The organism is Campylobacter sp. CH278, from assembly GCF_004378845.1.
Classification (GTDB): domain Bacteria; phylum Campylobacterota; class Campylobacteria; order Campylobacterales; family Campylobacteraceae; genus Campylobacter_D; species Campylobacter_D jejuni.
The window spans coordinates 96,168-116,640 of sequence record NZ_RYXZ01000005.1; the positions used below are offsets into that span (position 1 = coordinate 96,168).

A 20,473-nucleotide genomic window follows, 5' to 3' on the forward strand; every position below is an offset into this window, starting at 1 on the left:
ATGGAAAAAACTTTATCTATAATTAAACCTGATGCTGTTAAAAAAGGTGTTATAGGAAAAATTTTAGATCGTTTTGAAAGCAATGGATTAAGAATCGCTGCAATGAAAAAAATTCAACTTAGCAAAGAACAAGCTGAAAATTTTTATGCTATTCATAAAGAAAGACCTTTTTTTAAAGACTTGGTTGAATTTATGATTAGCGGTCCTGTTGTTGTTTCTATACTAGAAGGAGAAGGTGCTGTATTGAAAAATAGAGATTTAATGGGAGCAACAAATCCTAAAGAAGCTAAAGCAGGAACAATTAGAGCTGATTTTGCTGAGAGTATTGATGCCAATGCCGTTCATGGAAGTGACAGCTTAGAAAATGCAAAAATAGAAATTGAATTTTTCTTTAAACCAAACGAAATTTGCTAAATGAAAATACCTTTTTCTAAGATTAGCGCGAAAGAATATCCTTTTAAACTTAATCTTGAAAATATGATTTTTGAAGGAAATTTAGTAAAAATAAATCCTAAACTTGTTAAAATAAATGCTATTATGCAAGGTTTTATCTATAGACCTTGTGATAGCTGTGGAACTGAATTTGAACTTGAAATTAAAGAAAATTTAGAACTTTTTGCAAGTGATGGTATTTTTAAAGATAAAACAAACGAATTGAGCAATACTATAGAATTTTTCGATGGACATATTGATTTAATAGAAGTTGCTATCAGTGAGCTTGAAGCTTATTTAAGTGATTATTTTTATTGTGCAAATTGCAATAATTAATTTAAATTTTATAAAGGAGAAAAAATGGCAGTACCAAAGAGAAGAGTGAGTAAAACTCGTGCAGCTAAACGCAGAACTCACTATAAAGTTAGTCTTCCTATGCCTGTAAAAGACAAAGATGGAAGCTATAAAATGCCTCACCGTGCGAATCCAACAACTAAGGAATATTAAAATCAATGATTAACATTGCCATCGATGCAATGGGTGGTGATTTTGGAGAAAAACCCATTATGGAGGGCGTTTTAAAGGCACTGGAAGCAAAACCTTTTAACGCTATCTTGGTGGGAGATTCTAAAATTCTAAAACCTTTAATACCAAAAAAATTGGAACAATATATACAATACGAAGAAGCTAGTGAAATTTTTTCAATGAATGAAAGCGCCACTGATGCTTTAAAAAATAGAGAAACAACCATTTATAAAGCTATTAATCTATTAAAAGAAAAAAAAGTAGATGCTGTAGTTTCAGCGGGTCATAGTGGAGCAAGCATGTCCTTAGCTACATTAAGACTTGGGAGACTCAAAGGTATTTCAAGACCTGCTATCGCTACTTTAATGCCAAATATTACTAACAAAACTTTACTTTTAGATGTTGGAGCTAATACAGATTGTAAAGCTGAAAATTTATTTCAATTTGCTGTAATGGGTGAAGTTTATGCTAGAGAAATCATGCAAATTCAAAAACCGCGTCTTGCTTTGCTTTCTAATGGCGAAGAAGAATGCAAAGGTAATGAACTTACTAAAGAAAGCCATCAACTTATGAAAAAAATTCCAAATTTTATAGGCAATGCTGAAGGTAGAGATATTTTCAATGGCGAAATAGATGTTTTAGTCTGTGATGGTTTTAATGGAAATGTGATTTTAAAAGCTTGCGAGGGTGTAGCAACAGCAATTTTTCAACTATTAAAAAATGAAGTAAAACAATCTTTTATTTCTAAAATAGGTGCTTTACTTATGAAACCATCTTTTAAGAAATTAAAAAAACATATTGATTGGCAAGAATATGGTGGAGCACCCCTTCTTGGAGTTAATGGTTGCGTGATCGTAAGTCATGGAAAAAGCGATTCTAGGGCTATTAAAAATGCAATTTTTCAAGCTATAAATTTTAGCCAATCCCATATCAATGAACTTATAGAAAATGAACTTGGGAAATACAATGCTTAAAGCCAGTCTTAAAAGTATAGCTTCTTATATTCCAGAAAAAATTTTGAGCAATGCCGATCTTGAAAAGATGGTAGACACTACCGATGAATGGATCACTAGACGCACAGGCATTAAAGAAAGACGCATTGCTAATGAAAATGAAAATGCCAGCGATTTAGGTACAAAAGCTGCATTAAAAGCCATAGAAAGAGCAAATTTAAAACCTGAAGATATTGATGCGATTCTTGTAGCCACTTTAAGTCCTGATTATTTTACTATGCCTTCAACGGCTTGTAAAATTGCTTCAAATTTAGGACTTGTAAATATTAGTGCTTTTGATATTTCAGCAGCTTGTTCTGGTTTTATCTATTTGCTTGAACAAGCTAAAGCCTTAGTAGAAAGTGGCTTGAAAAAAAATGTTTTAATCATAGGAGCTGAAAAAACAAGTTCCATTATAGATTATAATGATAGAAGTATTTGCATACTCTTTGGAGATGGTGCAGGTGCTGGAATTGTAAGTTTAGATAATAAAAATCATATCCTTGATGTACATACTGCAAGCAATGGTAATTATGGAGATCTTTTAATGACTCAAAGATCACAAAAATCAAGCCTATGTCAAACACTTTCGATGCAAATGAAAGGCAATGAAGTTTTTAAAATAGCAGTAAACACACTTAGCAATGATGTTGTAGAAATTTTAGCCAAAAATAACATTTTAGCACAAGAAATTGATCTTTTCATTCCTCATCAAGCTAATCTACGCATCATTAAAGCCGTCCAAGAAAAACTCAATCTAAGTGATGAAAAATGTGTGATCACTGTACAAAAATACGGCAATACTTCAGCTGCTTCTATACCTATGGCAATGAATGATGCCTATGAAGAAGGTCGGCTTAAAAAAGGAGATCTAATCTTACTAGATGCTTTTGGCGGTGGTTTTACTTGGGGATCTGCACTTTTAAAATTTGGAGGAGAGAATTTTTAATTCTCTCTTAGCTTTCCAAAAGCTTGAATTTCTACCAAATAACCCTCTGCTAAAGCACTTCCTACACAAGCTCTAACAGGTTTAGGGTAATTTTTAATCCAAGCATCATAAATTTCATTCATTGCATCAAAATCTTGCATATTAGCTAGCCAGATTTGAATTTGAATCAAATCTCCTTTGCTTGCGCCTATTTTTTCAAACAAAACATCAAGTTCTGCAAGCGCTTCTTTGGTTTGTTTTTTAATATCTCCGCTAGGTTCAAAAGCCACTTGTCCTGCAGTTTTAAAATATTTATCAAAAACAATAATTTGCGACATTCTATCGCACTCATCAAAACGCTTTATCATGCATATTTTCCTTGAAATTCTTTCATAAATTCACACAAAGTTTTGACCTGATCCAAATTAAGTGCATTATAAATACTTGCACGAATTCCTCCTAAAATTCTATGTCCTTTAAGTCCTATCATTCCAGCTTCTTCGGCTTCTTTTACAAAAAGAGGCTCTAAATCTTTATTTTTGGTAATACTAAAACTCACATTCATTAAAGATCTATCCTTTTTATCTGCATGTCCTTTATAAAATCCATTGCTTAAATCAATACATTCATAAAGCATAGTAGCTTTTTGAGAATTTTTCTCATGCACTTTATCAAGCCCACCTTGATTTAAAAGCCAATCCATTTCAAGATTAAACATATAAATGGCAAAGGTTGGAGGCGTGTTAAACAAGGAATAATTCTCAGCATGAGTCAAATAATTTAACATACTAGGAATTTGTTTATTTTTAGATCTTTCTAACATATCTTTACGGATAAAAATACAACTTAAACCCGAAATTCCAGCATTTTTTTGTACTCCGCCATAAAAAAGAGCAATATTTGAAAAATCTACTTTTCTAGAAAAAAAATCACTCGATGCATCCACAATCAAAGGAGCTTTAGTTTTAGGATAATTTTGATATTGAGTGCCGTAAATAGTATTGTTAGAACAAATATAAGCATAATCAGCATTATCACTAAATTCCACTCTAGGAATATGATTAAAATTACTTTCCTCACTACTTGCTACGGTTTTAACATTGACACCTAAAATTTGTGCTTCTTTAATCGCTTTTTTTGTCCAAACTCCTGTATTTGCATATTCACAAACCCCATTTAAAGCTAAATTCATAGGAATCATAGCAAATTGCAAACTTGCTCCACCTTGTAAAAATAATATTTCATAATCATCATTTAATCCATAAAGTTTTTTAACTTTCTCTTGTGCTCCAAAATGCACTTCTTCAAATACTTTTGTACGGTGAGAAATTTCCATTATAGAATAACCTTTACCTTGATAATCACAGAGTTCTTTTTGAGCTTGCTCTAAAATTTCTAAAGGTAAAATTGATGGCCCTGCGCTGAAATTAATTTTTCTCATAATTTATCCTTATAAAATTTTTGCTTCTTTTTGAGAAGTTTGAGAACTTAAAATAACGATATCATCACTCTTAAGATCTTCTAAGTTCGCTATTTTACCATTTTTTCTGATACAAATAAACTTTTTGCTTTTATTAAAAAAATTCTCATGTTGCAAATAAGCATTTTCCAATTTATCTAATTTTAATTCATTATAACGCATTTGATTTGCCAGTAGATGATTTAATTGCTTTTCTATATTATGGCTTTGTTTTATTTTTTCATCTATTATTTTTGGCAAAGAATTAAATTTGAAAAATTTGCTTAAATTTAAAAGCAAATTTTCATAATTTTGCATTTTATGATTCCAAAGTTGCATTAATTTTTCTTCCATTAAATCTAAACTTTGTTCTATATCTAACTTAGAATAAAACAAAGTATCTATTGCAGCTGAAGGCGTTGGAGCTCTAAAATCTGCAACAAAATCACTAATAACGTAATCAATCTCATGTCCTATAGCTGAAATAATAGGAGTTTTTGCTTTAAAAATCTCTCTTGCTAAATTTTCATCATTAAAACAAAAAAGATCTTCCCTGCTTCCTCCACCACGTGCTATAATAAGAACATCTAAATCCATATCATCAGCTTTTTTTAAAGCTTGTATAAGAGAAAAAGGAGCATTATTTCCTTGAGTTAAAGCATCAAAAATATAAATTTTTGCCAAAAAATATTCTTTATGATGAATAAGTTTTAACATATCTTGCAAAGCAGCAGAAGTTTTTGAAGTGATAATGCCTACTTTTTTAGGAAATTTTGACAGAGATTTTTTAAAGCGTGGATCAAAAAGTCCTTCTTTTTGCAAACGCTCTTTTAAAGCCAAAAACTGCGCTTCCAAATCCCCAAAACCTGCTTTTTTCATACTAGTAGCGATAAATTGATAACGACCGCTTTCAGGATATAAACTCACACTTCCACAAAGCTCTAAAAAATCTCCCACCGCTGGTTTAAATCCGACTTTTAAATTAGCTCCTTTAAACATAGCACAAGAAATACTTGATCTTTCATCTTTTAAATCAAAATACCAATGCCCTGAACCATGCAAAGTGATTTTTGAAATTTCTCCACTTAAAACTATATCATCAAAATGTGTTTCTAATAAAGCCTTTGCTTTAAGATTTAATTCTGTTGGCGTCATAGTTTTTTTGCTATAAACATTGAACTCACGCCAAAGCTAAAACTTTTATAATCAAGCATTTCAAAACCAGCATTTTTAAGCTCTAAGATAAATTCTTCCTTGCTTAAAAATCCTTCAATAGAATTTGGCAAATACTCATAAGCACTTTTATTTTTACTGATTATCCCGCCTATACTTGGTAAAATATTTTTAAGATAAAAATCTCTACAAGCTGCTATAAACCCACCCTTTTCTCTTTTTGTAAATTCCAAAACTACCAAAATACCATCTTTTTGAAGTACTCTAGCAAATTCACTTAAAGCTTTTTGTCTTTCTACAACATTGCGAATACCATAACTAATACTTAAAATATCTAAACTTTGACTTTCTAAAGGTAAATTTTGTGCCCCTGCTTCTATAAATTCGACATTTGGAAATTTTTCTTTTGCAACATTTAGCATACCGCTACTTGGATCAATGCCTTTAATATTTAAAATATTTTTTTCCATTTTTAAAGCACTCTCTTGCCAAATCTCTATCATATCCCCTGTGCCACAAGCAATATCAGCGATTTTTAAATCTTTGTTTAAATATAAACTCATCACTCTTTGACAAGCTTTTTTACGCCACGCTACATCAGCTCCAAAGCTTAAAATTCTATTAGCTTTATCGTAAGTGGGAGCAATTTGATTAAACATTTCTATAATTTTTTCTTGTTTTTGCATTTTTATCCTTTGTAAATTTTCAAATTTTTACTTAATTTTTTAAGCAATTTGCAAAATTTATTTTTATTATTGATTATTTTGGAAAAAATATTTTTATCCCTATCTTTGCAATATTTTTCATAAAGTTTGTTTAAATTTTTTATCTCTAAAAAACGATAAAAATATTCTAAAAATATTGCCAATTCAAAAAAACTATTTTCAAAAAGCTCTAAATCAAAATTTTTTAGTATATTTTTTCTAAATAAAATAATTTTTTTTCTAAGTTCTAACGCAACAAGTTGTTTAAAAAACCTATCTTTGCAATCACCTTCATAAAAAGAATTTTCCTTTATGAAAAAATCAAAATCATTAAACAAATCTTGGATTTTTTCATCACTTAAAAATAGTAATAAATCTTGATTTGAATTTTCACTTGCTAAAATATCTTGAGTTTTTTTCGTTATATCTTTAAACTTTAAAGCCAAAATATTACTCAAATTTTTATCTAAAATAGTATTCATACTTGATAAAACTATATACAAGCTTCTTGAATAAAATAAAAATTCGCATAAACTTTGCTTATCTTTTCTCTCTAAAGATAAAGTCCAATAAAATTTTAATTTTTTAAATAAATAAAATAAAAAAATTCTAAATCCATCATAAGCATTAATATAATTTGGAAAATCTAAGCTAAAATTCTGATTTTTTTCTATAATTTTAAAACATTTCTCTATATCAAAATTTTGATATTCAAAACCATATAAAACGATATGTTTAGAATTTAAATCATGATGCAATTCTTTTTGAATTTTAAAATCTTTAGGAATTTTAAATTCATTGGAACTATCCAATGTTGGAAAAAATATTTTTAAAATACAAATTTTAGGCTCTTCATAAATATCAATATAACTTTTTAAAGAGCAAAATTTAAATTCGAAGCGTTCTTTTTTAATACTCTTTCCTATAATCTTTTTTCGAGCTTTTTCAAATTTTTTTTTAGAAATTTTCTCTTCTTGGTTCTGTTCTAAAATTGAATTATTAAATTTTGTAATTTTATAAAATTCATTGCAAAAACTTTGAAATTTAACACTATGATTTGAATTTATTTGAGTATAAAAAGTTTCAAATTTAGAATTTTGAAAAGGTATATTATCTTTTTTTAAATTCTCTAAAAGAGTACAATCAGAAAGTAAAAAGTTTTTTTGAATTTCATAAACCATTAAAATAACCCTTAAAATATATGGGTTATTTTAACCTTATTTTGCTTAATGACACTTTTTGCAGCTATCAACATAAGCACAAACAGATAAATGGTTAACAAGATTACTTATCTTTTTCTCTAAATGCTCTTGATATTCATAAAGCTTAGTATCTTTAAAACTTAAATCCTCTATACTACCACACTTAGAACAAACAACATGAATATGTTCTTCCTCATAGATATCGTAACAAGTTTTTTGATTTAAAACATTGATTTCAACAACTAAACCTTGTTCTTGTAAAGTATTAAGATTTTTATAAACCGTTGCTAAAGAGATTGAAGGGTATTCTTTTTTAATTTCTGTATATAATTCATCAATATTAGGATGTTCATGTCTTTTTAAAATTTTTAAAACACATAGTCTTTGTGGAGTAGCTTTTAACTCATGTTTTTTAAGCATTTGTAGTAATTCCATTTTATTTATTCCTTGCTTTTTATAAGTAATAATAATAAAATTTTTATTAAAAAAAGTTTATATTAAATAATATTTTTTATTATTTAATAATAAAATTTTAAAACTTTCGTCAACAAACTATTGACATCTTTTTCTAAATTTTTTTCCACCTCGCTTGTTTTTCCATGTTCAATAAATTTGTCTTCATATTCAAAGCTAACAACTTTTACATGCAAATCATGTTTTTGTAAAAAATTATTAATTAAACTTTCTATACCACCAATTTTAACATTTTCACTAAAAATAAACCAAATTTTACTTTTTTCAGCAAGCTCACACAAAAGCTCTTCATCTAAAGGTTTAGCAAAAATTAAATCAATCAAATTAGCGTTATTATTCATTTCTTGCAAGGCTCTTAAAACTTGCCACGCTTTTGCCACACCTTGTCCATAACCTAAAAAAGCAATTTCACTACTATTTTTTACAAGCCATTGTGCCTTACCAAGTTTTATCTCACAAGGATTAAATTCTTTATCCAAAATAAAACTCCCTCTAGGATAACGAAAAGCAATAGGTCCTTGATGTAAATAAGCATACTCCATTATATTTTGCATCATTTGTTCATCTCTTGGGGCTAAAAGAGTGAAATTTGGCAAAGGAGCTAAAAAACTAAGATCAAAAACACCTTGATGCGTCTCCCCATCTTCGCCTACTATACCTGCCCTATCCATAGCAAAAACCACATTTAAATTCATAATCGCACAATCATGGATCACTTGATCATAAGCACGCTGTAAAAAGGTGCTATATATTGCAATAAAAGGTTTAAATCCTTCTTTTGCCATAGCGGCCATAGAAGTTACTGCATGCTGTTCTGCAATAGCCACATCCCAAAAACGATTTGGATATTTTTCTATAAGCTTATCAAGACCTGTTCCACTTGGCATAGCCGCCGTAACCCCAACAATATTTTCATATTTTGAGGCTAAATCAAGCAAATTCTTAGAAAAAATTTCAGTAGCAGATTTTTTAGTATCACTTTTTTTAACACTCTCTCCACTATCTATATCAAAAGCTCCCACCCCGTGCCATTTAGCATGTTTTCCTTCAGCTAAAGCATAGCCTTTACCCTTTATGGTTTGAGCATGTATCACACAAGGCTTTTGCATAGCTTTTGCTTGTTTTAATGCAGAAATAATTTCACCTAAATTATGTCCATCAATAGGCCCTATATATTCAAGCCCTAATTCTTCAAACAAAAGCCCAGGAGTAATAAGTTTAAAACTCTCTTCAAAACGCTTAGCCATATAAGTAGCACTATCAGGCAATATATCCAACATTTTAGCAATACGCTTTTTAAAACTTTGATAAAACTGCGTTGCCATAGCCTGAGAAAGATACTTTGAAATTGCTCCAATTGGTTTTGAAATACTCATTTCATTATCATTTAAAAGTATTACGCAAGGAAATTTAGAATCACCCAATTCATTTAAAGCCTCATAGGCCATACCCGCACTTAAAGCACCATCTCCAATCAAAGCAACAGGAATACGTTTTTCACCCTTTAAAGCAATGGCCTTACAAGCACCTACTGCCAAAGAAATAGAGGTGCTAGAATGCCCTGCTACAAAATAATCTCCCTCGCTAGGTTTTGTATAACCACTTAAACCATTGATTTGTCTTAAAGTATCAAATATTTCTTCTTTTCCACTTAAAAGCTTGTGTGTATAAGACTGATGTGACACATCAAAAATAAAAGGATCTTTTTTTGCATCAAAAACCAAATGCATTGCTATACTAAGTTCTACAGCACCCAAATTTGAACTTAAATGCCCACCATTTTTACTCACAACTTGTATGATTTTTTCACGCATAGATGCTGCTAAATTTTCTAATTCTTTTAAACTTAGCTTTTCTAACTCTTCTTGAGTATGGGCAAATTTTTTACTCATTATTCACCATTTTTTTAATTTTAGTTAGACGAGAGTTAAGATTGGATTCTATATTGCCTGCGTCACTTATAATAACAACACTTCCTTTGCTAATTGCATCATCAAGACTTATTTTAATATGAGCATTCTGATCAAATTGCTCTTTTAAATACTCATAATCCTCTGCATTAACCTTAAGCTCAATTACACTAGCACCCTTAAGCTCGCCGATTAAATCTTTGGCCAAAGCATAAGCTATCTTACTTGAATTTAGTTCAAGCTCTTTTAAGATTACTTCTTTAGCGATATCTATAGCAGTATCTGCTAATTCTTTCTCATTTTTTTCTATGAAATTTTCAAGATTTTCGCAAGCATTATCGAGTTTGGCTATACTTTTTAAATACTTATCTTTAAAATCACTCAATTCCTTTTGAAATTCTTCTTTTGCTTTCTCATAACCTTCTTTGGCAAATTTTTCTTTAGCATTTTCAAGTTCTGAATTTAAGCGGTTATTAAATTCATTCTCTTGACTTTCTATTTGCATTTGAAGTTTAATAATATTGCTTGACATTTCATCTGTTTTTTTAAGCAAATCTTCAACAAAACTTGGTTGAAATGTTGGAATTTGAGTTTCCATAACAGCTTGCGTAGGGGCAATGGCTTGATTTTCTTCGACTAGTTTTTCATCATTTAAAGATATATTAGCATTTTCTTCATCTGGAGTTTGAGTATGTTTTTTTTCACCTGTATGATTATCAAATTCTGAAATAACTTTAAAACGATATCCTTCAACAACATGCTGATCAGAAGCCCCACCAGAAATTACATTGCTACGATTAACCATCTCTCACCTACTCTATCATTTCATCCGCATCGCCTGTTTGAACAAGACCTTGTTCTGCAAGTTTTTGCACCACTTCAACAACCTTTCTTTGTGCATCTTCAACATCTTTAACACGCACAGCACCCAAAAAACCCATTTCTTCAAGAAAAGCTTCGCTTGCACGCGTAGACATATTGGCTAAGAATTTTTGCTTTAACTCTTCACTTGCACCTTTTAAACCTATCATTAAATCACGCTTATCGGCTACTTTTAAAATTTCTCTTATAGCTTGAGTGCTAAGTTTTTGTATATCATCGAAAGTAAACATAAGCTCTTTAATAGTCTCTGCTAAGCGTTCATCACTTTGTTCAATATAAGTAATGGTTGATTTGCTTGCTTTTTGACCCAAACGATTAAGCACTTCTGCTACCGCTCTTGGGCCGCCCACTTCAACCTTATAAGAGGTAAGACTTTCAAGCTTGCTTTCTAGCACTGCAGAAACTCTTTTAATAATACTTGGAGAAATATCGCCAAGATTTGCCATTCTTATAACCACCTCAGCCCTTAATTCATCACTAAAATACTCTAAAGTTTCTGCCGCATGAATAGAATCCATGTGTGCCAAAATAAGAGCGATGGTTTGTGGGTGCTCTTTGGTAATAAAGTCTGCAAGTTGCTGTGGTTTAATTTGCGCCAAATAAGCAAAATTTTGATTATTCTCCATACTTTTAGTGAGTTTTTCAAGAATTTTATTTGCAATCTCTGGCCCAAAAGTACGAAAAAGTATTTCTTTAGCATATTCCAAACCACCACTTTTAATATATTGATTTGATTGAAGCAGAGTGTAAAATTCTTCTAAAACTGCAGTAGCTACGGATCTATCAACATTTTTAGCCATAGCAATATAACGTGAAATTTCTGTGATTACATCAATTTCCATATGTGAAAACACAGAAGTGGTTGCATCTTCGCCAAGTTGTATAAGAAATATCGCTACCTTCTCAGGCATCGATAAATCATCATAGACCATTTTTTGTTCTTCACTTAGCTTTATCATCACATATCCTTTTCACCAAATTCGCTATCATTTTGAATTAAGTTTTGCAAAAGTGCTGCAATTTCCTCACCTTTATCACTTACCAAACCACGCAATTTTTGAAGCAAAACCTCATACTGGATAGAATCTTCATTGAAGTTATCCCCAAAACCAAGTTGTTCTTCAACTTTTTTCCTTGCTGCATTAAATTTCTCTAAAGCATCTTCAGCATCATCTAAAACAGCATTTGGACCTTGCTGCATTTCCTCTTGTGCTGCGACATCTTCAAGCATTTTTTGAGTAAATGGAGCAATAACTTTTTTGTAAAAAATAAAAAGTAAAATCGCTGCAATAAAGTATTTAGCCGGCGGAATAAATGGCTCAACAAAACGATTGTAAAAAGTTTTAACTTTACTCTCAACTCTAATCGACTCACGATGAAATGGTAAATTTTGCACCACAACACTATCACCTCTAGTAGCACTAAAATTAATAGTATTTTTAACTATACTCTCAACACTTGCAAGCTCTTCTTTAGTCAATGGGACATATTCGCTTTTCACATCCCCATTTTCATCAACCACATCTTGATATTTTCCATCTATAGTGACAGCTGCTGAAGTGCGTAAAACTGTTGCAAATTGTTTTTTGGTATTTGTAATAGTTTTAGAAAGTTCATTATTTGTAGTAACTTGATTTTTTTTATAAGTGTCAATTTGACCTTTATTGTCAAGTCCTTCAACAGGACCTATATTAGAAACAGCACCTGGAACACCCTGAATTTCTGGATCTTTTCTACCTGTTCTTTCCTCGTTTAAAGTTTGCTCACTACGCACTATAGGATTTGGATCATAAATTTCACTTTGAGATTCTTGCTTGGAAAAATCAAAATCTATATTTACACTCACTTTTACTTTATCCATGCCACCTGCAAAAGGAGCTAAATTTTCTATAATCTTATCTTCTAAAGCTTTTTCTTGATCGCTTTTAAATTTAATTTGCGCACGAACCAAGTCATCTTCATATGCTTCTTGCTCATCTAAAGGCACGCCACTTTGATCACTAATCTTAACATTTTCTTTAGTAAGTTTTGGAACTGCCGCTGAAACAATATTTTTTATACCATCAATTTGTTTTCTAGTAAGCTTTAAGCCTTCACGAACATTAACAACAACTGAAGCTGTAGGCGGAATTTGCCTTTCGGTAAAAACACTATCTTTAGGAAATGCTATGTGTACAACAGCACTACGAATAGGTTCTAAAGTCTCAATAGTTCTTGCAAGTTCGCCTTCTATGGCTCTTTGGTATTTTACCCTTTGCTCTTCATTTGTAGCTCCAAAAGCTTGAGTATCAAAAGCTTCAAAACCCACGCGACTATCTTTTATAAGACCTTCGCTTGCAATAAACATTCTTTGACGATAAACCTGATCTTGTGGAACTAAAATTTTATTTTCACTTTCTAATTTATAGGGAATATTATTTTGTTCAAGTTTAGCTACAATTGCAGCAGAAGAACTTGGGCTTACATTTTCAACTAAAACTGCATATCCATTATTTGCATTACTACCACTTCCACGAAATAAAGCTAAAAAAACCAAAAACCCAACCACTACTACAATAGATGCAGCAATCACTATACGCTGCTTGCGAGTTAAATTTTGATAAAGTTGCCCAATTTGATGAAGCATATTTTTAAAATCCATTAATTCTCATCCCTTAGTTTAGCGAATTTTACATATTTTTATTTGATTTATCTATCTTAAAATCTTATCAAATTCTGTAAAAAATTTTTCATTTTCATAAGATGTTCCTATAGTAATGCGTATAGCATTTAAATCATAGCTTTTTAAATTTCTTATTATTATACCCTTTTTAAGCAATTTTTCAGACAAATCTGTACTATTTTTTTCATCAAAAAAATAAGTGATGAAATTTGTATAACTATCAATGATTTTAATATCATATTTTTTAGCAAATTCTTTATAAAGCTCCATTTGAGAAAAATTATTCTCTAAAGTTTTTTTAGTAAATTCATCATCATCTATTGCTGCAACTGCTGCTTTTAAAGCAAGATTGCTCACATTAAAAGGAGCACGAAGCTTGTAAAATGCATTAATAATATTAGCATTAGCTATACCATAACCAATGCGTAAGCCTCCTAATCCATAAAGTTTAGAAAAAGTTCCCAAATAAAGTGCATTGTCAAATTCTTTAATCAATTCACAAGGTTCTAAATGTTTTTTGCTATCTTTAAAACTTGCAAATTCATTATAAGCTGCATCAATCACAACTAAACAATCCTCATCCACACCTTTAATAAACTTGGTCACTTCACTTGCATCCAAACACTCGCCTAAAGGATTATTTGGTAAGCATAAGAAAATGAGTTTAATTTCATCTTTGTGTGCTTCATAAAGCTTTTTAAACTCATTTAAATCATGAGTAATGCTTTGAGTTTTATAACACTTTGCACCGCATTGTTTGGCATAAATTTCATACATAGCAAAGGTAACTCCAGCTTGTAAAAAAGCATTTTTAGAATTTAACTTAGCATGTATAACAAATTCAATCACTTGATCACTACCTGCACCAATGATAATATTTTCATTTTGAACTTTATATTTTTGAGCCAATGTGCTTTTAAGTTCTATCATACTATCATCAGGGTAAAGATGAGCTTTGTTTGCATTTTGTCTTAAACATTCTATGGCTTTTGGTGGCGTACCAAAAGGATTTTCATTACTTGCTAATTTTATCACTTCTTTAACGCCATATTCTTTAGCAATAACTTCTATATCTTTGCCGGGTTCATAATTGCTTAAATGATTTAAAAATTCATTAAATTTCATCTTTTTCTCCTGATAAATAAGATCCAAGCCAAACAATCTCTTGTATATCTTTTAAGGCTTTTTTTACATTTTCATCATCAATATGCCCTTCAAAATCTATATAAAAACTGTGTAAAAATTCTTTTGATTTTACAGGACGAGATTCAAGCTTAGTAAGATTAATATTTTCTTTTTTAAACTGCTCTAATAAAAAGCTAAGCCCCCCAGGTTTATGTGCTGTGTGTGCTAAAATAGAAGTTTTACAATTTGGCATTTTAGGATTTTTAATATCGCTTAAAATTAAAAATCTTGTTTTATTGGCTGCATTATCTTCTATTTTATCAAAAAGCACAGGCACATTATAAAGCTTAGCCGCTATTTTAGAGCAAATTGCTGCCGCATATTTATCTTGCGAAGCTAAATAAGCCGCATTAGCTGTAGATTTTGAAGGAACAAATTCTATAGCACTAAGTTCATGACTTTCTAAAAATTTACGACATTGATTATAACCTTGCGGATGCGAATAAATGCGTTTGATTTCTTTTAAATTTTCATTAATCCCCACAAAAGAATGATGAATATCCATATAAATTTCACCAAAAATTTTAAGCTCATTATACTTACCTAAACAATCTAAAGTAATACCTACTGCACCTTCGGTATTATTTTCTATAGGTACAACACCGTATTTTGCTTCTTTGTTACTTAACTCTTTAAAAACATCTTCGATATTGGCCAAGGCTATATAACGACTCATCGCACCAAAACGACTTCTTGCTGCTTGATGCGTATAAGTTCCTTCAGGTCCTAAATAAGCTACAGTTTGAGGCATTTCTAAATTTCTTGAAACTGCAAAAATTTCTTGATAAATTGCCTCTATGGCATTTTGATCTAAAAGTCCTAAATTTGCATTTTTTAAACGATTGATAATGGCTCTTTCACGCTCAGGACGATAAATACTTCCCCCACTACTTTGTTTAAGCTCACCTATACTTTTAACATAAGTCATTCTTTCATTTAAAAGATCTAAAATTTTATCATCAACCGCATCGATTTTATTTCTAAATTCTTCTAAATTTGGCATTTTAGATCCTTTAAAAACTCAAAAACACTAGGGTAAACTCCATCAAGCAAATCCGTATCAAGCCCTTTTGTGTCGCTTATCTTGCCGCTTAAAACTAGCAAGGTTTTCATGCCAAGTTCTTTTGCCTTAAGCAAGTCACCCCTAAAATCATCACTAATGATTTTAATATCTTCAAAATCGATTTTTGAATTTTGTCTTCTTATCAAATTTAAAGCTTCTTTATAAAAAACAATGCTAGGCTTACCTACAACCTCGTATTCAAAATCAATAGCATTTTTAAGCATAGCCATAATGCTACCTACACCAGGATAAGGCCTACCATCTTTTTTATAAATACTAGTTTCGTGCATAGCTATAAATCTAACTTCTCTTCTAGCCAATTCTATCATAGTGGCAAAATCTTTAAATTTAAAATCATCATAGCTAGCCACAAGCACAGCACTAGGATTTACAAAATCGAGCTCAAAACCAAGATTTTCAAGACTTTTTACAAACTCATCTGCACCAAAAGCCGCAACTTTACAAGGTCTTAAAAGGTGTTTTAAAACGCTGAAAGGATCAATATAAGCATTTTCTTTTATAGCCAATCCTTTTTGCTGTAATTTTTCTAAAAAATCAAGTTTTTTTGTATTGTTAGTAATGATAACATAAGGAAGATTTTTTGCATTTAAAAAATCAATTAATTCTTTAGCACCATAGATTAAAGATTTATCATGATCAGAAATTAAAGTCCCTTGAACATCTAAAAAAAACATTTTAAGCCTTTAAAAATTTCTCTTCTAAAGCGATTTGATCTTCAAAATTTTCTCTTTGACGGATCAATCTTACCTGTCCTTCTTCAAGGGCTAATTCGCAAACTTTATTACGAGTATTGTAATTACTACTCATACTAAAACCATAAGCTCCAGTATTTTTAATAACCATTATATCACCACTTTGAGTGCTAGGCAAAGACCTTGCTTTAGCAAAAAAGTCCCCACTCTCACAAATTCCACCTACAACATCACATAAACTCTCTTCGCCTTGATTATAAGGTAAGATTATTTCATGATAAGCCTCGTATAAACTTGGGCGTATAAGATCATTCATCGCTCCATCTACTACAACAAAACGCTTGGTTTTATTTTGTTTTTCATAAAGCACTGAACAAACAAATTCTCCACTTTTAGCAACTAGATACCTTCCAGGCTCCATTCCTATAGTTAAATCAAGCCCATGAAGTTGTGCTAATATACCTTGTGCATAATCATAAAGATCAGATTCACACTCATCTTTTTCATAAGCCACACCCAAACCACCGCCTATATCAAAAAATTTAAGATCGATTTGCAAGGCTTTTAACTCTCTTACAAGTTTTGCAACGATGCCTGCTGCTTCATGAATGGGAGAAATATCTAAAAGTTGCGAACCTATATGAAAATGCACTCCAACGGGCTCTAAAAAAGATGAATTTTTTGCATAAAGATACATTTTTCTTGCTATATCAATTTCAACACCAAATTTATTTTCATTTAATCCTGTAGAAATATAAGGATGAGTTTTTGCATCAACATTTGGATTAACACGAATACTGATTCTTGCCTTTAGATTAAGTTCTTTAGCCACACTTTCTAAAAGCATCATTTCAGCTTCACTTTCAAGGTTAATATATAAAATATCATATTCTAAAGTTTGCCTTAACTCTTCTTTGGTTTTTCCTACTCCGCTAAAAATAATCTTATAAGCTTTTGCTCCTGCTTTTAAGGCACGCTTTACCTCGCCTATACTCACACAATCAAATCCACTATCTAAATTTGCAAGCATTTGCAATAAACTTAAATTTGAATTGGCTTTTACAGCGTAAAAAATTTGAGATTTTCTAGCCTTAAAAGCCTCTTTGAGATTTAAAAAACGCTCTTTTATGAAATCAAAATTGTAAATATAAAAAGGAGTATTAAATTCTTGTTTTAATTGTTTATAATCCATATTTAACCTTTAATTTTTATAATTTTACTACACAAAGCTTAATTTATCGATGCTTATAATACATATAAGCACTTAAACAACCTAAAATTATAATAGGCACTACAATGCCAATTTCACTTGCAATCACACTATTTTCGCTTAATCTAGTAAGCAAAAACAAGACTCCCCAAATCATCAAAGTCGCTACAAAAGCTATAAAAGTTACAATAGCAAGATTAAAAAATCTTGCTATTACAGGAAAAAAATAATACATAATAAGCATTAAAAATGGTGCAAAAAAAGGAGTAAAAACAAATTTATAAAGATTGATTTTAAGAGCATCTGTATTGACATTTTGCGCCTTAAAAAGCTCAAAACTTTCAAGTGCGTCAGATATTGAATAATCACTATTACTAGCAACCCCTTCTATAATCTTTGGTTTAAAACCCTCAAGTGATTTAAGCTCGGAGAAATCTTGTATCTTTAAACCATCATTAGCAAGTTCATAATTTTTAGGTAATAATGTAATATTACCATCTCGCAAAATCCAACTTTCACCTTCAAAATGGGCATTTTTAGCACTTACAAAAGAGCTTAAATTTAAATCATTGATATTAAAAATTTTTATATTTTGAGCACTATTTTGTCCATTGTTTATCTTTGAAATATAAACAAAATTATTGTTAAATTTCAAAAACACTTCTCCACTTTGATTCATAATAGTGCCATTTTTTAAAATATTTCTCTTATAATCATTTGCATAAGCAAAAGAAGTAAAATTCAATCCTATATAAATACAACAAAAAAATAAAGCCCATAAAAAAGGAAATAAAATAACATAATTTCTGCTCAGTCCTAACGCATAAAGACTTACAAATTCATTTGCTCTGATCATAGAAATCAAAGAAACTACCAAAGCAAAAATCAAAGAAATGGGTAATACATAAGGCACTGCCGAGAAAGATAAAAACATAACATAAAGCAAATCAAGATTTGCAGCTTTTGGTAGATCTTTAAAATTTAAGAGCAAATCAATACCGCAATAAAAACCAAGTAAAGAAAAAAATATAATAAAAAAATTTTTTAGATAAATCCCTGAAATAAAACGAAAAAATATCCACATCTTAAGCCTTTAGGCTGTATTTGGATGATATAGCAGACAAATCATCATTTTCAATAAGCTCAAGCAAAGCTTTTTTTGTATGCTCTAAAACTTTGCTTAAGGTTATTTCTTCTTCGGGTTTAAATTTACCTAAAACATGGGAAATCACATTTTCACCCTTTCCCACTCCTATACGCACTCTTTCATAATCATTTCCACATAAAGTATCTATGCTTTTAAGCCCATTATGTCCACCACTTGAACCGCCTTTTTTAAAGCGCAAGGCTCCTAAATTTATATCTATATCATCATGGATAACTATCATTCTTTCGCATTTATAAAAATCATTCACTGCTTTTACACTAAGTCCTGAATTATTCATATAAGTGCTAGGTTTAAGAAGAAGTAAAGAAGAACCTATTTTAAAAAGTTCTCCTTTAAATTTAGAGTTTGTAAGATTTGTAAAATTGCTTTCTTTTAAAAGCAAGTCAATTAGCATAAAACCGACATTATGACGGGTATTTTCATACTCTACGCCTATATTGCCAAGCCCTACGACTAAAATCATCTAGCTTTTTCTACACCTACAACCGCTACTCTATCAGCATCAATCATAGTTACTCCCGCAGGAACTACAATATCACGAACAAGTAAAGCATCACCCACATCAAGTTTACTTACATCAAGTTCGAAGAAATTTGGTAAATTTTCAGCTGCACATTTTACTTTTAATCTTCTTTTTGATTGGATTAAAACACCTTTATTTTTAAGACCTATAGCTGTTCCTGTGATTTTAACTGGAACCATGTATTTAGAAATCACACCTTTTTGTGCAACTTTTAAATCCACATGTTTAAGTTCTGCAGTTACAGGATCTTTTTGATAATCCACAACTACAACGCTTAAAGTTTGAGAACCTACTTTTACATCAAAAATTAAAGTAGTTTTTTTACGAACTTCCTTAATAAACTCATTTACTTTAAAAGCGGCATTGATGTTTTCTAATCCTTTTCCATAGATGTTTGCGATTAGATAACCATCTCTTTTTAAAGCTTTAGCAGCTTTTCTACCGATACTCTCTCTAACGATACCTTCTAACATCTTTTGTCCTTTCTTAAAAAATGAGCTTTGATTATATCTAATTTTGGCTTATGGAAAAGTAAATTTATAGCTTCTTTAATTTCTTTAAGATATAATTTGTTTTATAAATTATGTTAATTTAAGGCTTCATGTGAATGAAAAATTCAATATCAATATAGCTTGGTTTTTAATAATCTTAGGTGGGATTATAGAATGCTTTTGGGTAAACGGACTTAAATATTCTACAGAAATTTGGCATTATATTTTAACAGCCATTGGAGTTTGTATTTCTTTTACTTGCTTTTTAAAAGCTTGTGAAAGACTTGAAGTAAGTATTACTTATAGTGTTTTTGTAGGCATTGGCACTGTTGGGGTGGTTTTAAATGAAATGTTTATTTTTAACGAGGCTGTTTCTATAGTTAAACTTGTGCTTATAGCGATTTTACTTTTAAGCATTATAGCCCTTAAATGGGTAAGCAAGGAAGCTTAGTTATGGAATGGTTTTATTTGTTTTTAGCTACTGCTTGTGAAATTTTTGGTGTGGTGATCATGAAAGAACTTGTAAGCACTAAAAACAAGCTTTACCTTTTGGCTTTGATTGTGTGTTTTGGATTTTCTTTTACTTTTTTAAGCTTAAGTATGCAAAATATCGCTATGAGTGTTGCTTATGCTATATGGACAGGAGCTGGAACTGCTGGTGGGGTAATGATAGGAGTACTTTTTTATAAAGAAAGTAAAAGTTTTTTAAAACTTTTTTTAATCGCTGTGATTATTGCTTGTACAGTAGGTTTAAAATTTCTTTCTTAAGGATTTTTT

24 protein-coding genes are annotated in these 20,473 nt (G+C 30.5%); 7 read left to right on the forward strand and 17 right to left on the reverse strand.

All coding sequences use genetic code 11. The features are described 5' to 3' along the window. From ndk to ELQ04_RS05540, 5 genes are read left to right on the forward strand one after another with little or no spacing between them, the layout of a single operon-like run. On the forward strand, nucleotides 1-414 hold the full coding sequence (ndk, locus tag ELQ04_RS05520; RefSeq protein ID WP_002936946.1) for a nucleoside-diphosphate kinase: 414 nt from the start codon (nucleotides 1-3) through the stop codon (nucleotides 412-414). Continuing rightward, nucleotides 415-768 (forward strand): hypothetical protein, encoded by a 354-nt coding sequence (locus ELQ04_RS05525; protein WP_002936943.1) that lies wholly within the window; start codon nucleotides 415-417, stop codon nucleotides 766-768. Between the two features lie 24 nt (nucleotides 769-792). Continuing rightward, the gene (gene rpmF, locus ELQ04_RS05530; RefSeq protein ID WP_002862578.1) at nucleotides 793-939 is read left to right on the forward strand and encodes a 50S ribosomal protein L32; all 147 of its coding nucleotides are present in this window, start codon (nucleotides 793-795) and stop codon (nucleotides 937-939) included. Nucleotides 940-944: 5 nt separating this feature from the next. Further along, nucleotides 945-1,931 (forward strand): phosphate acyltransferase PlsX, encoded by a 987-nt coding sequence (gene plsX, locus ELQ04_RS05535; RefSeq protein WP_002936940.1) that lies wholly within the window; start codon nucleotides 945-947, stop codon nucleotides 1,929-1,931. Continuing rightward, on the forward strand, nucleotides 1,924-2,898 hold the full coding sequence (locus ELQ04_RS05540) for a beta-ketoacyl-ACP synthase III (RefSeq protein WP_002936937.1): 975 nt from the start codon (nucleotides 1,924-1,926) through the stop codon (nucleotides 2,896-2,898). The genes plsX and ELQ04_RS05540 overlap by 8 nt, the downstream gene beginning before the upstream one ends. Here the strand turns inward: ELQ04_RS05540 and ELQ04_RS05545 are convergent. From ELQ04_RS05545 to ELQ04_RS05625, 17 genes are all read right to left on the reverse strand, one after another. Next, nucleotides 2,895-3,245 (reverse strand): RidA family protein, encoded by a 351-nt coding sequence (locus tag ELQ04_RS05545; protein ID WP_002936933.1) that lies wholly within the window; start codon nucleotides 3,243-3,245, stop codon nucleotides 2,895-2,897. The two genes, ELQ04_RS05540 and ELQ04_RS05545, sit on opposite strands and share 4 nt — an antisense overlap. Continuing rightward, on the reverse strand, nucleotides 3,242-4,318 hold the full coding sequence (gene serC / locus ELQ04_RS05550; protein ID WP_002936932.1) for a phosphoserine transaminase: 1,077 nt from the start codon (nucleotides 4,316-4,318) through the stop codon (nucleotides 3,242-3,244). The genes ELQ04_RS05545 and serC overlap by 4 nt, the downstream gene beginning before the upstream one ends. Nucleotides 4,319-4,327: 9 nt before the next feature. Continuing rightward, on the reverse strand, nucleotides 4,328-5,491 hold the full coding sequence (xseA, locus tag ELQ04_RS05555; protein WP_002936929.1) for an exodeoxyribonuclease VII large subunit: 1,164 nt from the start codon (nucleotides 5,489-5,491) through the stop codon (nucleotides 4,328-4,330). Further along, nucleotides 5,488-6,195 (reverse strand): bifunctional demethylmenaquinone methyltransferase/2-methoxy-6-polyprenyl-1,4-benzoquinol methylase UbiE, encoded by a 708-nt coding sequence (ubiE, locus tag ELQ04_RS05560; protein WP_002936926.1) that lies wholly within the window; start codon nucleotides 6,193-6,195, stop codon nucleotides 5,488-5,490. Before ubiE ends, xseA begins: the two co-directional genes overlap by 4 nt. Before the next feature lie 2 nt (nucleotides 6,196-6,197). After that, complete coding sequence (locus ELQ04_RS05565) at nucleotides 6,198-7,394, reverse strand: hypothetical protein (protein ID WP_002936923.1); 1,197 nt, start codon at nucleotides 7,392-7,394, stop codon at nucleotides 6,198-6,200. 45 nt (nucleotides 7,395-7,439) lie between these two features. Then, on the reverse strand, nucleotides 7,440-7,850 hold the full coding sequence (perR, locus tag ELQ04_RS05570) for a peroxide-responsive transcriptional repressor PerR (RefSeq protein WP_002936914.1): 411 nt from the start codon (nucleotides 7,848-7,850) through the stop codon (nucleotides 7,440-7,442). An 83-nt stretch (nucleotides 7,851-7,933) separates the two neighbouring features. Continuing rightward, the gene (gene dxs / locus ELQ04_RS05575; RefSeq protein ID WP_002936912.1) at nucleotides 7,934-9,781 is read right to left on the reverse strand and encodes a 1-deoxy-D-xylulose-5-phosphate synthase; all 1,848 of its coding nucleotides are present in this window, start codon (nucleotides 9,779-9,781) and stop codon (nucleotides 7,934-7,936) included. Then, nucleotides 9,774-10,604, reverse strand: a complete 831-nt coding sequence (gene fliH / locus ELQ04_RS05580; RefSeq protein WP_002936908.1) for a flagellar assembly protein FliH — start codon at nucleotides 10,602-10,604, stop codon at nucleotides 9,774-9,776. Before fliH ends, dxs begins: the two co-directional genes overlap by 8 nt. Before the next feature lie 7 nt (nucleotides 10,605-10,611). Further along, entirely contained in the window at nucleotides 10,612-11,640 is a 1,029-nt protein-coding gene (fliG, locus tag ELQ04_RS05585; protein WP_002854670.1) for a flagellar motor switch protein FliG, read from the reverse strand. Then, on the reverse strand, nucleotides 11,640-13,322 hold the full coding sequence (gene fliF, locus ELQ04_RS05590) for a flagellar basal-body MS-ring/collar protein FliF (protein WP_002936903.1): 1,683 nt from the start codon (nucleotides 13,320-13,322) through the stop codon (nucleotides 11,640-11,642). The genes fliG and fliF overlap by 1 nt, the downstream gene beginning before the upstream one ends. A 51-nt stretch (nucleotides 13,323-13,373) precedes the next feature. Then, on the reverse strand, nucleotides 13,374-14,468 hold the full coding sequence (hisC, locus tag ELQ04_RS05595) for a histidinol-phosphate transaminase (protein ID WP_002936900.1): 1,095 nt from the start codon (nucleotides 14,466-14,468) through the stop codon (nucleotides 13,374-13,376). Then, a complete protein-coding gene (pheA, locus tag ELQ04_RS05600) occupies nucleotides 14,458-15,531 on the reverse strand; it encodes a prephenate dehydratase (RefSeq protein WP_002936899.1) in 1,074 nt (357 codons plus the stop codon). The genes hisC and pheA overlap by 11 nt, the downstream gene beginning before the upstream one ends. Further along, the gene (locus ELQ04_RS05605) at nucleotides 15,519-16,286 is read right to left on the reverse strand and encodes an HAD-IIA family hydrolase (RefSeq protein WP_002936898.1); all 768 of its coding nucleotides are present in this window, start codon (nucleotides 16,284-16,286) and stop codon (nucleotides 15,519-15,521) included. The genes pheA and ELQ04_RS05605 overlap by 13 nt, the downstream gene beginning before the upstream one ends. Nucleotide 16,287: 1 nt before the next feature. Next, nucleotides 16,288-17,496: a diaminopimelate decarboxylase gene (gene lysA / locus ELQ04_RS05610; protein ID WP_002936897.1), complete on the reverse strand. Its 1,209-nt coding sequence runs from the start codon at nucleotides 17,494-17,496 to the stop codon at nucleotides 16,288-16,290. A 43-nt stretch (nucleotides 17,497-17,539) separates the two neighbouring features. Beyond that, a complete protein-coding gene (locus ELQ04_RS05615) occupies nucleotides 17,540-18,598 on the reverse strand; it encodes an LptF/LptG family permease (protein ID WP_002936896.1) in 1,059 nt (352 codons plus the stop codon). 1 nt (nucleotide 18,599) lies between these two features. Next, the gene (gene pth / locus ELQ04_RS05620) at nucleotides 18,600-19,145 is read right to left on the reverse strand and encodes an aminoacyl-tRNA hydrolase (protein WP_002854409.1); all 546 of its coding nucleotides are present in this window, start codon (nucleotides 19,143-19,145) and stop codon (nucleotides 18,600-18,602) included. Further along, the gene (locus tag ELQ04_RS05625) at nucleotides 19,142-19,678 is read right to left on the reverse strand and encodes a 50S ribosomal protein L25/general stress protein Ctc (protein ID WP_002791314.1); all 537 of its coding nucleotides are present in this window, start codon (nucleotides 19,676-19,678) and stop codon (nucleotides 19,142-19,144) included. Before ELQ04_RS05625 ends, pth begins: the two co-directional genes overlap by 4 nt. Nucleotides 19,679-19,808: 130 nt before the next feature. Between ELQ04_RS05625 and ELQ04_RS05630 the strand changes: the two genes are divergently transcribed. Then, entirely contained in the window at nucleotides 19,809-20,147 is a 339-nt protein-coding gene (locus ELQ04_RS05630; protein WP_002936895.1) for a multidrug efflux SMR transporter, read from the forward strand. A gap of 2 nt (nucleotides 20,148-20,149) precedes the next feature. Then, nucleotides 20,150-20,464: a multidrug efflux SMR transporter gene (locus tag ELQ04_RS05635; protein ID WP_002794052.1), complete on the forward strand. Its 315-nt coding sequence runs from the start codon at nucleotides 20,150-20,152 to the stop codon at nucleotides 20,462-20,464. The last annotated feature ends 9 nt before the right edge of the window (nucleotides 20,465-20,473 follow it).

Bases quoted from the DNA above. Each gene is read 5' to 3' on its own strand.
- fliG (WP_002854670.1), bottom strand. From the start codon at position 11,640: ATGATAAAGCTAAGTGAAGAACAAAAAATGGTCTATGATGATTTATCG.
- ELQ04_RS05605 (WP_002936898.1), bottom strand. From the start codon at position 16,286: ATGTTTTTTTTAGATGTTCAAGGGACTTTAATTTCTGATCATGATAAA.
- ubiE (WP_002936926.1), bottom strand. From the start codon at position 6,195: ATGCAAAAACAAGAAAAAATTATAGAAATGTTTAATCAAATTGCTCCC.
- ELQ04_RS05625 (WP_002791314.1), bottom strand. From the start codon at position 19,678: ATGTTAGAAGGTATCGTTAGAGAGAGTATCGGTAGAAAAGCTGCTAAA.
- lysA (WP_002936897.1), bottom strand. From the start codon at position 17,496: ATGGATTATAAACAATTAAAACAAGAATTTAATACTCCTTTTTATATT.
- ELQ04_RS05540 (WP_002936937.1), top strand. From the start codon at position 1,924: ATGCTTAAAGCCAGTCTTAAAAGTATAGCTTCTTATATTCCAGAAAAA.
- hisC (WP_002936900.1), bottom strand. From the start codon at position 14,468: ATGAAATTTAATGAATTTTTAAATCATTTAAGCAATTATGAACCCGGC.
- perR (WP_002936914.1), bottom strand. From the start codon at position 7,850: ATGGAATTACTACAAATGCTTAAAAAACATGAGTTAAAAGCTACTCCA.
- ELQ04_RS05615 (WP_002936896.1), bottom strand. From the start codon at position 18,598: ATGTGGATATTTTTTCGTTTTATTTCAGGGATTTATCTAAAAAATTTT.
- fliF (WP_002936903.1), bottom strand. From the start codon at position 13,322: ATGGATTTTAAAAATATGCTTCATCAAATTGGGCAACTTTATCAAAAT.
- ELQ04_RS05545 (WP_002936933.1), bottom strand. From the start codon at position 3,245: ATGATAAAGCGTTTTGATGAGTGCGATAGAATGTCGCAAATTATTGTT.
- ELQ04_RS05565 (WP_002936923.1), bottom strand. From the start codon at position 7,394: ATGGTTTATGAAATTCAAAAAAACTTTTTACTTTCTGATTGTACTCTT.
- ndk (WP_002936946.1), top strand. From the start codon at position 1: ATGGAAAAAACTTTATCTATAATTAAACCTGATGCTGTTAAAAAAGGT.
- plsX (WP_002936940.1), top strand. From the start codon at position 945: ATGATTAACATTGCCATCGATGCAATGGGTGGTGATTTTGGAGAAAAA.
- pth (WP_002854409.1), bottom strand. From the start codon at position 19,145: ATGATTTTAGTCGTAGGGCTTGGCAATATAGGCGTAGAGTATGAAAAT.
- xseA (WP_002936929.1), bottom strand. From the start codon at position 5,491: ATGACGCCAACAGAATTAAATCTTAAAGCAAAGGCTTTATTAGAAACA.
- dxs (WP_002936912.1), bottom strand. From the start codon at position 9,781: ATGAGTAAAAAATTTGCCCATACTCAAGAAGAGTTAGAAAAGCTAAGT.
- serC (WP_002936932.1), bottom strand. From the start codon at position 4,318: ATGAGAAAAATTAATTTCAGCGCAGGGCCATCAATTTTACCTTTAGAA.
- ELQ04_RS05525 (WP_002936943.1), top strand. From the start codon at position 415: ATGAAAATACCTTTTTCTAAGATTAGCGCGAAAGAATATCCTTTTAAA.
- rpmF (WP_002862578.1), top strand. From the start codon at position 793: ATGGCAGTACCAAAGAGAAGAGTGAGTAAAACTCGTGCAGCTAAACGC.
- ELQ04_RS05635 (WP_002794052.1), top strand. From the start codon at position 20,150: ATGGAATGGTTTTATTTGTTTTTAGCTACTGCTTGTGAAATTTTTGGT.
- fliH (WP_002936908.1), bottom strand. From the start codon at position 10,604: ATGGTTAATCGTAGCAATGTAATTTCTGGTGGGGCTTCTGATCAGCAT.
- pheA (WP_002936899.1), bottom strand. From the start codon at position 15,531: ATGCCAAATTTAGAAGAATTTAGAAATAAAATCGATGCGGTTGATGAT.